13 protein-coding genes and 1 pseudogene are annotated in these 14,334 nt (G+C 38.5%); 4 read left to right on the top strand and 10 right to left on the bottom strand.

The window, feature by feature from the left end; all coding sequences use genetic code 11:
- Positions 1 to 159: 159 nt before the first annotated feature.
- The gene (locus AC1DPQ_RS03745; RefSeq protein ID WP_477608000.1) at positions 160 to 2,745 is read left to right on the top strand and encodes a phosphoenolpyruvate carboxylase; all 2,586 of its coding nucleotides are present in this window, start codon (positions 160 to 162) and stop codon (positions 2,743 to 2,745) included.
- Between the two features lie 260 nt (positions 2,746 to 3,005).
- Here AC1DPQ_RS03745 and AC1DPQ_RS03740 read toward each other — a convergent pair whose 3' ends face one another.
- The 5 genes from AC1DPQ_RS03740 to AC1DPQ_RS03720 all read right to left on the bottom strand — a co-directional run bounded on the left by AC1DPQ_RS03740 (position 3,006) and on the right by AC1DPQ_RS03720 (position 8,217).
- Complete coding sequence (locus AC1DPQ_RS03740; RefSeq protein ID WP_010599336.1) at positions 3,006 to 3,254, bottom strand: DUF6952 family protein; 249 nt, start codon at positions 3,252 to 3,254, stop codon at positions 3,006 to 3,008.
- Positions 3,254 to 3,562: a thioredoxin family protein gene (locus AC1DPQ_RS03735; RefSeq protein ID WP_025141703.1), complete on the bottom strand. Its 309-nt coding sequence runs from the start codon at positions 3,560 to 3,562 to the stop codon at positions 3,254 to 3,256. The genes AC1DPQ_RS03740 and AC1DPQ_RS03735 overlap by 1 nt, the downstream gene beginning before the upstream one ends.
- Before the next feature lie 14 nt (positions 3,563 to 3,576).
- Complete coding sequence (locus AC1DPQ_RS03730; protein ID WP_025141704.1) at positions 3,577 to 4,209, bottom strand: peroxiredoxin; 633 nt, start codon at positions 4,207 to 4,209, stop codon at positions 3,577 to 3,579.
- Between the two features lie 260 nt (positions 4,210 to 4,469).
- Positions 4,470 to 6,854: a S9 family peptidase gene (locus AC1DPQ_RS03725; RefSeq protein ID WP_477607999.1), complete on the bottom strand. Its 2,385-nt coding sequence runs from the start codon at positions 6,852 to 6,854 to the stop codon at positions 4,470 to 4,472.
- 181 nt (positions 6,855 to 7,035) lie between these two features.
- Positions 7,036 to 8,217 (bottom strand): hypothetical protein, encoded by a 1,182-nt coding sequence (locus AC1DPQ_RS03720; protein ID WP_477607997.1) that lies wholly within the window; start codon positions 8,215 to 8,217, stop codon positions 7,036 to 7,038.
- 187 nt (positions 8,218 to 8,404) lie between these two features.
- Between AC1DPQ_RS03720 and AC1DPQ_RS03715 the strand changes: the two genes are divergently transcribed.
- From AC1DPQ_RS03715 to AC1DPQ_RS03705, 3 genes are all read left to right on the top strand, one after another.
- The gene (locus AC1DPQ_RS03715; protein WP_477607996.1) at positions 8,405 to 9,802 is read left to right on the top strand and encodes an aldehyde dehydrogenase family protein; all 1,398 of its coding nucleotides are present in this window, start codon (positions 8,405 to 8,407) and stop codon (positions 9,800 to 9,802) included.
- Between the two features lie 65 nt (positions 9,803 to 9,867).
- Positions 9,868 to 10,392 carry a YfiT family bacillithiol transferase gene (locus AC1DPQ_RS03710; RefSeq protein ID WP_477607994.1) on the top strand — a complete coding sequence of 175 codons (525 nt, stop codon included), beginning with the start codon at positions 9,868 to 9,870 and terminating at the stop codon, positions 10,390 to 10,392.
- Positions 10,389 to 10,865: a DUF6265 family protein gene (locus AC1DPQ_RS03705; protein WP_477583391.1), complete on the top strand. Its 477-nt coding sequence runs from the start codon at positions 10,389 to 10,391 to the stop codon at positions 10,863 to 10,865. Before AC1DPQ_RS03710 ends, AC1DPQ_RS03705 begins: the two co-directional genes overlap by 4 nt.
- Position 10,866: 1 nt before the next feature.
- Here AC1DPQ_RS03705 and AC1DPQ_RS03700 read toward each other — a convergent pair whose 3' ends face one another.
- The 5 genes and pseudogenes from AC1DPQ_RS03700 to AC1DPQ_RS03680 form a co-directional block, all read right to left on the bottom strand.
- Positions 10,867 to 11,586, bottom strand: a complete 720-nt coding sequence (locus AC1DPQ_RS03700) for a heavy-metal-associated domain-containing protein (protein WP_477583389.1) — start codon at positions 11,584 to 11,586, stop codon at positions 10,867 to 10,869.
- 177 nt (positions 11,587 to 11,763) lie between these two features.
- A complete protein-coding gene (ygiD, locus tag AC1DPQ_RS03695) occupies positions 11,764 to 12,588 on the bottom strand; it encodes a 4,5-DOPA-extradiol-dioxygenase (RefSeq protein WP_477583388.1) in 825 nt (274 codons plus the stop codon).
- 123 nt (positions 12,589 to 12,711) lie between these two features.
- The gene (locus tag AC1DPQ_RS03690) at positions 12,712 to 13,284 is read right to left on the bottom strand and encodes a YceI family protein (protein WP_477583386.1); all 573 of its coding nucleotides are present in this window, start codon (positions 13,282 to 13,284) and stop codon (positions 12,712 to 12,714) included.
- Between the two features lie 267 nt (positions 13,285 to 13,551).
- The gene (locus AC1DPQ_RS03685; RefSeq protein WP_477583385.1) at positions 13,552 to 14,112 is read right to left on the bottom strand and encodes a helix-turn-helix domain-containing protein; all 561 of its coding nucleotides are present in this window, start codon (positions 14,110 to 14,112) and stop codon (positions 13,552 to 13,554) included.
- Positions 14,112 to 14,334, bottom strand: a pseudogene (locus AC1DPQ_RS03680) (DUF3347 domain-containing protein); the annotation flags it as partial. The gene AC1DPQ_RS03685 and the pseudogene AC1DPQ_RS03680, both read right to left, overlap by 1 nt.

Raw genomic sequence — 14,334 nt, 5'->3', positions numbered from 1 at the left:
CCCTTAAACATTGCAAATGTTCTTACTTAACCACATTGTGGCCAAATAAGATTTTAAAATTAAAATTTATTCTACAATTTTCCAAATTGTAAGCCTTAGAATTTTAATACCTTACGCATTTTTTGTAGTATTACGGTATACAAAACTATTGCATAAGCTATGCCTAAACTTCGTTTAACTACGCAACGAGAATCTATTTTTAATAATGAGGTAATCTCAAAATTCGAACTATTTAACAGTTTATTTCTCACCTTGCCTTTTTACAAAATTAAAGATACCGGAACATTGCTTCCGCTGTTTTTTAAGAGCTGTGAAGAAGGCATTGCAAACGGAGAAAAACCGGCACAGATTATCGAAGAATTTTTTGCCAAGTATACCAGTTATACAGACCCTAAGGATATTGTTGACCTGCTTTTCCGTTTTATCCAGTATATCGAACGTCAGGTAGTTCTTTTTGATGCCGTAGAAGATGCTTCTTTTACAAAGTTAAATACAACTGATGAACAGAGTACATTGGCATTTATCTTAAAAAAGAATGCCGATAACAAACCGATGTTATCAAAAATTGAGAAGTTGATTGACGAACTTTCACTTCGTTTGGTTTTAACTGCACACCCAACCCAGTTTTATCCCGGAAGTGTATTGGCCATTATTACCGATTTAACTAAGGCCATTAGGGATAACGACATTACTTCGATGAACTCGTTGCTGCAGCAATTGGGTAAAACGCCTTTTTTTAATAAAAAATCACCAACGCCGGTTGATGAAGCCTTAAACCTTGCCTGGTTTTTAGAGAATACATTTTATTTTGCTGCGGCGAATATTCAGGAAGAGATAGACCAGAACCTTGATGAATACAACCTGGAGACTAAGAAAATTTTAGAGTTGGGTTTCTGGCCTGGGGGAGATAGAGACGGAAATCCGAACATTCATGCTGATACCACTTTGGAAGTTTCTAAAATGTTGCGCCAGATCCTTTTCCGTTGTTATTACCGCGATTTCAGGGTGATTAAACGCCGCATCACCTTCAGAGGTGTTGAAGAAAATATCGCAAAACTGCATGACGTATTGTATCTAAATGCTTTTGACCAGACCTGTGAGCTTCATGATATTTCTGATGAATTAAGGGATAACCTGAATAAAATCAAGGAAACACTGCTCGCTGAACATGAAGGTTTGTTTGTTGATCTGGTTAACGATCTGATCCGTAAGATAGACTTATATGGTAACTACTTTGCATCGCTAGATATTCGTCAGGACAGCCGTGTGCTGAGAAACGTACATACCTATTGCCGTGTAAATAAGCCGATTTCTTCGCTGTATCCTGCCGATTATGATAAACTATCTGAAGCAGAGAAATTAGCTTTAATCTCTTTTAAAGAGGCAACGGTTGTTTACGCCAGTGAKCCCGATGCTTTGACAAAAGATACCATTGAAGTAATCAAAGAAATTAAGGGCATTCAAAGACGTAATGGCGAAAAAGCTTGTCACCGTTTTATTATCAGTAATTGCCAACAAGCGAGTGATATTTTGCAATTGATTGAGCTTTTCCTTTGGAATGGCTGGAGTAAAGAATCGTTGACTATTGATTTTGTGCCGCTTTTTGAAACCGTTAACGATTTAAAGGGAGCAGCAGCAATTATGGATACGCTTTATAGTAATCCATTCTATAAGGCACATTTAGCCAGCCGTGGCAATAAACAGGATATTATGCTTGGTTATTCTGACAGTACCAAAGATGGTGGTTATTTAATGGCCAATTGGTCTATTTTTAACGGAAAAACATCATTATCTGCGGTTTCTGCCAAACACAATATTCAGCTGGCGTTTTTTGATGGCCGTGGTGGGCCGCCTGCACGTGGTGGAGGTAAAACACACCGTTTTTATGCTTCTATGGGTAAGGAAATTGCGAACAAGAACATGCAGTTAACCGTTCAGGGGCAAACCATCAGTTCTCAATATGGTTCGGTAGAAAGTGCTGAATTTAATATCGAGCAATTAATCAACGCAGGACTTACTTCCGGATTAAAAGAGAAACACAATATTCTGTTAGATCCTGAGAATAAAACGCTGCTAGATGAAATGGCTGAAGAAAGTTATAAAGCTTTTGTAGACTTGCGTGAGCACCCGTTATTTGTGAGTTACTTAGAGAAATTGTCTCCTTTAAAATTATTGTCGCAAGCTAATATTAGCAGTCGCCCGGTAAAAAGAAACGGTGGTGGTGAAATGAAACTCGAAGATTTAAGGGCGATTAGTTTTGTAACGGCATGGAGTATGTTGAAGCAGAATGTTCCTGGTTTTTACGGTATGGGAACAGCCCTGAAAAATCAGGAAAAAGCTGGTAACTGGGATAAAGTGCTTAAAGTTTATCAGGATTCAGATTATTTGAAAACGATTGTAGATAACTGTATGATGAGTATGAGCAAATCAGATTTTACCATTACAGCGCATTTGGTCGCAGATAAGGAGTTTGGTGCTTTTTGGACTCAATTACATGATGAATTCGAATTAGCTAAGGAGATGCTTTTAAAACTATCCGGACAGCCAACATTAATGGCTAATTATCCTGTAGATAAAAAATCAATCGCTACACGCGAGAAAATTATCTTACCATTGGTGTTGATTCAGCATTTCGCTTTAGAGAAATTGCAGCATGATCAGAACGAAAAAGACCAGCAAGCTTTAGAAAAGCTAGCGGTAAGAACGGTATTCGGTATCGTAAACGCGGGTAGGAATTTAGCTTAATACTTTCTGCTAAACCTCGCAGGTTTCATAAACCTGCGAGGTTTAAATTATAATCCAAGGTCTGTGTCCTCACAGACCTTTTTTTGCGAGAACAAATTCGGCCGTCACCCTGAATTCAGTTCAGGGCCTAATAGCAGGAAAGATGCTGAAATAAATTCAGCATGACGACAAGTAGAAGAAATACCAAACAAAAATCCCTCGCTGATTTTCATCAACGAGGGATCTGTATTTTGAAAAAGCCAGATTAAGCTTTAAAACGATTATCGATCAATCGAACCCATTACCTTTTGGCCGAAAGCATTTAATGCGTCCTTTTCGGCTGCACCTTCGCTTACCATCTGATGTACTTCTAGGGCACCACAGATATTGGTAATCATTTCGCCCGCAACATCAACTTCGTGTTCACTAACCCCTCTGAACTCGCAAAAAGCCTCTAAAACCTCCAAAGTAGTTTCCAGTTGTGCTGGAGTGGTGTTTTGAAATAATTGTCTTATAACCGGAATCTTCATTACTTTATCTTGTTAAATAGTTCAATTAAACCTTCTGCTTTGTTGGTTTGCACCTGATCTACCAAGCTACCGCCTTCAAAAGCTGCGAAAGTTGGTAAATTATCAACGTTTGCAAATTTGCGTGAGTTTGGAAGTTTTTCGGCATCAACAATCAAGAAAGCTACATCTTCATTTTCTGAAGCCAATTTTTTAAACTTAGGCTTCATGATTCTGCAGTTTCCGCACCAAGATGCAGCATACTGAACCATCACCTTTGAGTTATCGGCTAAATATTGTTGAAGATTATCTTCTGTTAATTCTAAAAACATAACGTTTTGTTTAATTAGTTAGCGGCTAAATATTCAGCTACGCCAGTTCTGTTCGCATTCATTGCTTCTTTTCCTTCTTCCCAGTTTGCAGGACAAACTTCGCCATGTTTTTGAACGTGAGCGTAAGCATCAATTAAACGTAAATATTCTTTAACATTTCTGCCTAGTGGCATATCGTTAACACTTTCGTGGAAAACTTTACCAGTTTCGTCGATTAAATATGTAGCTCTGAAAGAAACATTAGAACCTGAGAAAGATTCGTTTCCTTCCTCATCGTAGTTAACTTCTTGATCTAAAATATCTAAGATACCAGATAATTGTCTGTGGGTATCAGCTAAGATCGGGTAAGTAACACCTTCAATACCACCGTTATCTTTTGGTGTGTTTAACCATGCGAAGTGAACTTCATTGGTATCGCAAGATGCGCCGATTACAATTGTATTTCTTTTTTCAAACTCAGGTAAAGCAGCTTGGAAAGCGTGTAATTCTGTAGGGCAAACGAAAGTAAAATCTTTTGGATACCAGAACAATAACACTTTGCTATTTTTGTTTACAGCCTCTTCAAATACATTGATTTTCAAGTCATCACCCATGTCTGACATTGCATCAATACTAACACTTGGGAATTTTTTGCCTACTATTGCCATAATTTTTTGTCTTTAATTTTATGCCACAAAGGTAAGGCTAAAACAGATGTCAAGCAACCCCCGTTTCGCTAATTGTTAATTGTATTTATTGATAACGATATAGATGAAAACTATATTGTTGGTGTGAAATATAGTAGGGTTCTATTTTCATTCGTTGTCGTCATTTCGAGCGAAGTGCAACGCAGTCGAGAAATCTAACTAGATAGATCTCTCCGTTTCGCTGCGCTCCAGTCGAGATGACGAACTGGCTAAGTGGGAGGTTACTTCTTCAACGTATTTTCATACAGTTTGAATATTCTTTTATACTCATCAGTCCAACTGCTTGGCTCGATAAAACCATGGTCTTCAACAGGGTAAACGGCAAGCTCCCAATTGTTTTTGCCGAGCTCTATAAAACGTTGTGTAATGCGCACAATATCCTGAAAGTGAACATTCACATCAACCATTCCGTGCGCCATTAAAAGGTTGCCTTTTAGCTTATCGGCGAAGTAGATCGGTGAACTTCTTTTGTAAGCAATCGGATCGTTATAAGGTTCGTTTAAAATATTCGAAGTATAACCATGGTTATAATGTGCCCAGTCGGTTACCGAACGTAAAGCGGCACCACTTGCAAAAACATCCGATTCATTAAACATGGCCATCAAGGTAATAAATCCGCCATAAGAGCCCCCGTACAAACCAACATGCTGTGAGTTAACACCATATTTCTCTACCAAAAATTTAACGCCATCAACCTGATCGGTTAAATCTCTTCCTCCCATGTGGCGGTAAATACCTGTACGGTGATCGCGACCATAACCGGAGCTTCCGGTATAATCGATATCGATTACCGTGTAACCATTATCGGCCAGTAAATTATTGAACATAAACTCGCGGAAGTAGGTGCTCCAGCCGAAATGCACATTTTGAAGATAGCCTGCACCATGAACAAAAACTACCGCAGGGTGATTAGGATGTGGATTATCGGATTTATAAACCCTCGCATAAACATCTGCACCATAGCGGTTTTTGAAGCTTACCATATCCGGTTGACGCCACTTGTAAGAATTAAATTCGGCAGAGGTAGATTGAGTAATTTTTTCGGCTTTGGCACCAACCTTATTTGGCTGAAGATATAACTCTCCAGGTTTGTCCATAAAGGAATAATTAATGGCTATGTATTTTTCGTCAGGAGAGAGGGTGATATCATTTAAGCCTTTCATGGCAGTAATCTGAACAAGCTCACCACCGTTTACACTGATTTTAAAGAAGTTTGTTATCCCTGGGTGCTCCTTATTTGTTTTAAGATAAAACGTACTTCTATCTTTTGAAAGCTGAACAGATTGCACTTCCCATTTGCCAGAGGTTAGTTGTTTTTTATCGCCTGTGGCAATATTCACCACATAAAGATGCGAATATCCAGTAGATTCGCTTTGATAGTAAAAGCGGTTATTGTCTATCCATCCGGTGCTACCTTGGTAAAAGCCACTAATGCCCGGGCCGCCAATCCAGGCTTCATCGCGCTGACGATCTATTAGAGAAAACTTCCCTGTTGATGCATCCAGTTTTAAGATCCAGCGGTCTTTATTGTCGGTTGAAGTTGCAACGACAATTGCGTTACTTCCGTTATCGTTCCAAATCGGGCCAAAGAAATTTACAGGCCTGTCTGCGTTTTTCTTTTTTAGCGTATCCAATTCTTTTGGATAATCTTTAAGGTAATCGGGAAGATCTTTAATGCCCGGTATGGTAGCAGTCTGAATGGCATAAACAGAATCTTTTTGAGTATCGTAGATAAAGCCCTGCGAAATATTTTCATTTTCCCCAACCTTTGTTCTGCCAGGAATATCTTCGGTATAGCCTGACGATGTGATATAATTCGGAACAACAGTGCTATGGTTATTTTGGGCTGGCGTGGTTAGCTTATAAGTAATAAAATGCCCATCGGGACTAATGGTTACGCCATTTAAAAACTTATCTTCTGTATAAAGCTCTTTTAATGGTTTTGAATCAGCAGATGTTGCGCCAGAACGGCCTCTTCCACCGCGGGCGCCACTTCTGATTTCTGCATTTCTTTTTTTAATGATATCGAACAATTCGGTTTGCTGTGCCTTTAGCCATTTATCCTGCTCGGTAAGCGGCTTGGTTTCCGGTCGGCCTGCTTTTTTACCTTTAACGAAATTAGTGAGTTGTTTGGTTTCGGCAGATTTTAAATCCACTTCGAAAAGATTATCGCCCAATTGATAAACGATATTTCCATTGGTTAAAAAAACAGGGCTGTTTTCTCGCTCTTGCGTGCTGGTTAGCCGCGTTTCTTTATTGCCTTTGAAATTCTGTAAATAGATATCGCCACTTTTTTCGATTAAACCAAGCGAGCGGTCAGTGTTATAGGTATAGTTTAAACTTAAAAGCTTTTCATCTTCCTTTTCTGCCGCTTTAACGGGTTTGGTAGCAGCTGCCGAAACTTTAAATAATTCTTCTTTAGCTTTATTTTCAGGGTTCCAGTTGAAGTACAGGGTTTTGCTATCTGCAGTCCAACGGAAATTGGTTGGTGCAACGCCCATCCACTTTGGATCGCGCATTATCTTTTCGACAGTTAAAGGTGCTAATTGTTGTGCAAAAGCGTATTCGCCTGTGCAAAGCAAAAGGAAAAGTAAATATTTCTTCATGAATTTTAGGTTTGGCTGCAATTTAGGGAATGGACTTGCTAATTTTAACAGGAAATGGAAATGTTACAACAACCTCACCCTATGAACGGTAGTGCTTTATAGCAAAGGCTGTTCATTCCCTCTCCTCAAGGAGAGGGATACGAAATGCAGAAGTAGCTGCACCAACTTACATAGGGAGAGGTTAACGGATTACCCTTCCGGTTTTATCTACATTCACATCATCGAAAGGCTTTAGGTACTCGTTGATGATTACTGCAAATTCTCGTCTGGTTAATACTTTTTTAAGTTCGTATTTAGAAGTAAACTTGTAGTTTTTGTTCCACTTTTTTTGCAGTTCAGTTTTGATTGCCTCAACTGATTTATTGCCCACATAACAAACCATTGCAATGGTGTTTTCTAAATTAATGGGGATATGCTGATGATCATCAAACCAGATCTGGGCCTTGTAATAATAATCTTTGATCGGCTGCTTAATTTCATCGTGGGTAACATCTTTTTCGGGATTGAAATAGGCTTTGTCTTGTTTTATTTCTGCTTTGATAATTCCCGTTATACCCACTTTCTGGATGGCCAGCCAGTTAGAATCAATTGATTTTACATCCTCAAAAGGCATTAACGTATGTTTATAGGCTAATAATTCACCCTGGATCCTTTTTAAATTTGACAAACTGGTTTTGGTATCGAAAAATGCAGCATAGGCTGCGATTGCACCTGCAGCAGGGCCAATTTCGAACTGATCGGCAGAAATATATAAAAGGTTTTCTTGGCTTGGGATGAGCAGGCTGTATAATGATAAAAAATTTGCCCCTTTGGACAAAACACTGGCTACTGTTGTTCTATATAAATTCTCGCTATAATTTAATTGATTTGAAGTCGCAGGATTTAAGCCCGTAATTTTTAATGCAGTCATTAACTTTTCTGGATTATCGGCCATAACCAGAACTTTTGCCCTAATGCTTTTGTCTTTCGTGAGTTTCACTTCCCAGCCACTGCCTGAGCGTTTAATTTCAGTGTAAGGAATACCATTGATTACATTTAAAAGCTGAGTGCTATCAACTGTTACTTTTAGTGGTTTCTTTTTGTCTGGCTTAGGTGCATCTAAGTTTTTAGCGTTTTCAATCTCCCTTTTTAAAAAGCTTTGATAAAAAAGAGTTACTTCTTTGGGCTTGCTATCAGAAATTTTCTTAAGATCAAGCTGTTCCTTTTGTGTAAGCAGAATTGTTTTAACACCTGATTTGAACGATTGAAAAGATGCTGAATAGGCGGCATCGCCACTACCAATAACCAATACATCTGTTTTTAGGGTTTGGGCATGTATAACCATCGGAATTATGAATGCGAAAACAAAAAACAATCTTTTCATCTTGAATATTAAAATTTGCTGCAATATGCTTTAAATGAATGAATTTTTAATGAAATGGGTGCATTTTAACTAAAATTAACCCACAACTCTAGCTAGCTCGATTAATCACTTAATTTTCATATAACCTTACGAACCTTATATTTTCTTAAATTGCTTATACAATAAAAATTGTGAGCCTTTGGTAATTATGGAAAAACAGATAAAATCAGTTTTCGCTTTACAGCAGCAACATAAATTCGGGTTGCGCAAAACGGATGCTAAAACACGCATTGGAAAACTAAGGCAGCTTAAACAGGCATTAGAAAATGCCGAGGAAGAAATATTTGCCGCATTGAAGAGTGACTTGCGCAAAAACCGTTTCGAAACCGCAGTAACTGAACTGTTTTTTACTTATGCCGAAATAGATCATGCCATTAAAAAGCTGCGTAGCTGGATGAAACCAAAATCGGCAGGCAGGACCATGAGCAATCTTTTTGCCAGCAATAAAATTTACTATGAACCAAAAGGTGTTTGTCTGATTATTGCCCCTTGGAACTATCCGTTACAATTGATTATGAGCCCGTTGATTTCTGCCATAGCAGCAGGAAATTTCGTCATACTAAAACCGTCTGAATTGAGTGCTGCGACGGCAGGTATAATCAGCAAACTGATCTCCAATACGTTTGATCCAAAAGAAATTGCCTGTTTCGAAGGTGATGCCGAAGTTTCTACAGCGCTATTAAAACTTCCTTTTGACCATATATTTTTTACCGGAAGTACCGCAATTGGTAAGGTGGTGATGGAAGCTGCGGCAAAAAATCTTAGCTCGGTTACCTTAGAGCTTGGTGGTAAATCGCCAGCTATTGTAGATGAAACCTGCGACCTAAAAAAAGCCGCAGAAAAAATTGCCTGGGGCAAATTGGTTAATGCCGGACAAACCTGTATTGCCCCGGATTATGTATTAATTAATGAAAATAGGGTGGCCGATTTTGAAATGTATTATAAGGCCGCGGTTCAAAAAATGTTCTTTAACGAAGCGAAAATTAACAAAAATGATTATGCTAAAATCATCAATACAAAACAGTTCCTGCGCTTAAATAAATTGATTGAACAAGCTCTTGGCGATGGTGCTGTATTGGCCTTTGGTGGAAAATCGGATGAGCAAGATTTAACCATTACACCAACGCTTTTAACTTCGGTAGCTGAGGGCAGCGCGATCATGCAGGAAGAAATTTTTGGACCAATTTTACCTGTAATTACTTACAAAAATCTACAGGAGGCAATTGATTTTGTGAACAGGAAAGAAAAGCCTTTGGCGCTTTATATTTTCTCAGACAATAAACAGAACCAAAATAAAATTATTACTGAAACAAGTGCAGGCGGAACCTGTGTAAATGATGTATTGGTCCATATCGGTAATCCTAATTTGCCTTTCGGCGGGGTAAATAATAGTGGCATAGGCAGTTGTCATGGTGTTTTTGGTTTTAAAACCTTTTCGCACGAAAGGGCAGTGGTTTTCCAGTCGAAGTTGGGATTAACCAAGATGATTTATCCGCCTTACGAAAAAAAAATGGGCTTGTTAAAATGGCTAAAGAAATTGATGTAAAAATATTCCGCGGATTCCGTGTTTCCGTGGCAAAATAATTCATACAAAAAGCCTATTTTGGATTCATGGATTTAGAACAGCTTAAATACCCGATTGGCCAATTTTCAATGCCAGACGTTTTCGATCAAAAACAAATCGACATATGGATTTCCGAAATAGAAGCTTTGCCTAATCAGCTTAGGAAAGCTACCGAAAATTTGACTGAAAAAGAATTAAACCAAACTTATCGCCCCGAAGGTTGGACGTTGAGGCAAGTTGTTCACCATATTCCTGATAGCCACATCAATGCTTATATCCGTTTTAAACAAGCCATTACCGAAGATGTTCCCATAATCAGGCCATATTACGAAGAACGCTGGGCCGAAACGGGGGAAGCAAAAAATGGAAATATCAAATTATCTATTGATTTATTGTCTGCTTTACACCAACGTTGGGTTGCTTTTTTAAAAACATTGAAACAGGAAGATTATCAGCGAAAATACATTCACCCGGCTCAGGGAAAAGAACTTACATTAGCAAACATGTTGGGTATGTACGCTTGGCATGGAAAACATCATTTGGCACATATTACAAATACGATAGCAAAATGAAAAGAATTCGTTTAATTTTTATGTCCTTAATCCTTATTGGGTTTTGCACTAATGTTAATGCACAAAAAAATCCTTCAAAAACCTTTGCTTTCATTTTAGGTTCATGGGAAATACAAACGCCAAAAGGAAAAATTATAGAGCAGTGGGTGCAAAATTCAGATAAAACACTCAGCGGCAAAAGCTATCGAATAAATGCCAAAGGTGATAGTTTGCTTACCGAAACCCTTAAGATCAAAAAGATTGGAAAAGATACTTTTTACTGTTCAACTGTAACAGGGCAGAACGAAGGAAAAGAAACTTGTTTCAAACTTATTACTACGAAAGATGAGACCTATGTTTTCGAAAATAAAACACACGATTTTCCGCAGAGAATAGTTTACCAAAATCAGGGAAAAAAGGATTTACTCGCCTGGATTGAAGGCGAGCTTAATGGTAAAAGCCGAAAATCGGAGTTTAGGTACAAGCGGCAATAGTTTACATCAAAATCAGCATCGCTGCACTCATCGCAATCATAATAGCATCTTCAACAATGGTTACGGTACTCATGGGTAAGTTAAAAACCGCACCTAAACAGGCACACTGAATCTTTTTCTTGTTTAAAACACTTTCCAAAACACCAAGGATGCTTACCGTCATTACAATTAGTGTAGCCCAGTTTACAACTACGGGTGATAGGTTTAATGCAAAAGATAAGCCTAATCCAAGTTCGATAAAAGCATAGATGTAACCCCACGCACCAAATTTTTTGGCTACGATATCGTACATGGCATAACTTTCGGCAAAAGCTTTCAGATTAAGCATTTTAAAGAAAGAGAAGGTGAGGAAGAAACCCGCCATAAAAATGCGCATGAACACCATGAAATTAATTCCCGTAGATTGCCACGAAACCACAAGTGATATGGCGGTAACATATCCGAATATCAATAAAATGGGTTTATAAGTTTCGGCCCACGATTTTGCTTCTTCAAGTGTTTCGATATGGTGGGCGGCAGAAATTTGATATTTGCTGTCTGTGCCACCCAAAGCTTGTTGGAGTATATCTAAGCCAATATGTTTATCCATGCTAATGGTGGCAGAATTGGTATCTTTCGAAACCTCAACAGAAGTTACATCTGGTAAAACGAGCAGGTTACTTTTTACTTTATTTTCGCAACCGCCACAAGTCATGCCGGTAAGTTGATAGGTGTGTGTCATGATTAAAATCTTTATACAAATTTACCGCTTCATAGGGCCATAAGCGTTACAGAATAATCATAAAGTTTTATAGAATTTTATATTGCTGTCATTCTGAACGCAGTGAAGAATCCTTATCTGTGAAGGGCTGGTTGTCATCGGCTGCAGATGCTTCGTGCCTCAGCATGACAGTGATTTTTATCCCACCAAAACCGAAGTCATGGTTAACGAACCACCAACCGCTTTGTCATTAAAGAAAGAAACCTCTTCCTTCTCATTTTTCATTCCAAGGGTATAAATGAGCGGTAAATAATGCTCTGGGGTAGGGATGGCCAACATCGCATCGGTACCTAGGTTACGATAGTTGATCAAAGGTTTATGGTCGCCGTTGGCAATTAAATTTTTAAACTTATCGTTCATTTCAATTGCCCAATCATAACCGCCACCATTAATCATTTCCCAGCTTAACATGCGGAGGTTGTGTACCATGTTTCCGCTGCCCAAAACCAATATCCCTTTTTTACGGAGCGCATAAATTTCTTTGGCAATTTCGTAATGCTGTTCAGGCGATTTGGTATAATCGATACTTAATTGTAAAACTGGAATATCGGCATTTGGGTACATGTGTTTTACCACTGTCCAGGTGCCATGATCCAAACCCCAGTCATGGTCTAAACCAACGGGAGTAGAATGGATTAAATTCGGAATTTCTGCAGCCAGTTTTGGATCGCCGGGTGCCGGATATTGTACATCGAATAATGCCTGTGGAAAACCGCCAAAATCGTGAATGGTGCTCGGGAAATCCATAGCCGTAACGAAGGTTCCGTGTGTGTACCAGTGTGCCGATACCACCAACACTGCTTTTGGAATGGGAATGTTTTTTGCCAGTTCTGCCCAACTCTGGCTAAACTCATTATTTTCGATACCGTTCATGGGTGAACCGTGACCGATAAAAAGTGCAGGCATCAGCTCGGTTTGAGGTAAGCGCTGAGTAAAACTTCTGAATTGAGATAGTGTAGACATGATACAGTGTTTGTCATGCTGAGCTTGTCGAAGCACCTATATGCATTTCGACAGGCTCAATGTGACAGATTTTATAGTGAAATATTTGCCAGAATCATTATTAATAAATGACGATCTCTTCAATTATTTCCCCTGAACAAATTCAAGGTTTAATTTAATGGCTACATCTTTTGCAACGCCGGCACCAGTTGGATCATATTTAATGTTATAATCTAAACGGTTTACGGTCGTTGTAGCACCAAATCCGGCTTTAGTGTTTCCTTGTTGATCTTTAGCCGTACCACCATAAACTACAGCAAATTTTACATCTTTGGTTACATCACGGATGGTTAACTTTCCACTTAACTCATAGTTGTTTCCACTTAATTTTTTGAAAGAAGTGCTTTCGAACTTCATCGTAGGGTAAGTCACCACATTAAAAAAATCGTCAGTTTTTAAGTGTCCGTCTCTCATGTCAACTCCAGTTGTAATGCTGTTTACATCAACGCTAAAGCTGATTTTAGCATCCGTCAAATCTGGTTTAGAGGCCGTAACCGTTCCGTCGAATTTTTTAAAAGAACCGTCAACGAAAGAAATACCCATGTGTTTAACCGAAAAGTTAACAAATGAATGCATCGGATCTATTTTCCAGCTTGTTTGTGCAAATGATGCCACACTGATTGAGGCAGCGATCAGAAATAAGAATAATTTTTTCATACCTAGTAAATTTATTTAACTGCAAAGTTAGCACAGAATCAGTCGGTTAGTCTTGATTTATGGTAAGAAATTAGCACTGGGTTAATCGGTTAACTGTTTAAATTGGTTAATTGTTAACTGAAAACCACCAACTGGCTTATGGATAATGTTTTTATGGCCGTATGGTTGATGGACAATAGCCTTTACGTTTTTTGGCCATCAACCATGATCTATTTAACCATTGACCATGGGCTATTCTCTAATCCGCCATCCATTTTACCTCTTCCATCAAACCTCATCTAGTGTTTTTCTGCTATCCATTGATGCTGCTTTATAAGCTGAGGGTGTAATTCCGGTTACTTTTTTAAACTGTGCCGATAAATGTGCAACACTACTGTAGTTCAATTGATAGGCAATTTCGCTCAAGGTAAGTTCGCCATAAGTAAGCATCTCTTTTGCTTTTTCTATTTTTTGAGCAATGAAATACTTCTCGATGGTTTGGTCTTCCACCTCCGAAAAAATGCTGCTTAAGCTCGTGTATTCCAATTTTAACAGCTTGCTGAGATAGGCAGAAAGATTGATTTTTAATGGCTCTTGGGTATAGTGTACCAGATTAATAATGGCGGTTTTAATCTGCTCTGCAATCTGGGTTTTCCTATCCTCAAGTAATTCGAACCCAAAATGAGTCAAATTATCCGATATCTTGATTTTATCCTCCGGAGAAATGTTTTCAGCCAAGGTAACCTCGCCAAGTTCAACCAATAATGGTTTAAAGCCGAGCTTTTCCAGCTCAGCTTTAACCACCATTTTACAACGGTTGCATACCATGTTTTTGATATGCAGCTTCATTAGTTCGATTTTATGGTTTCAGAAACGTCACCGCAATCAAACATCATACTTCCATAATAAGGATTTTCGATGTTCTCTTTTTCGTTTAACCAGCTTGCCTTAGCCATTGGACAGTGTTGAACGTAAACAGTTTTACTATTAAATTTTAGCCCCTTTAAGGTTTTGATCATGGCATAAGAAATTCCTTCAAAAGCTTTTCTCTGTGTTTTAATGTCGTTAGAG

Source organism: Pedobacter sp. 01T416_2, from assembly GCF_056398925.1.
This window is presented reverse-complemented; position numbering and strand designations above follow the sequence as displayed.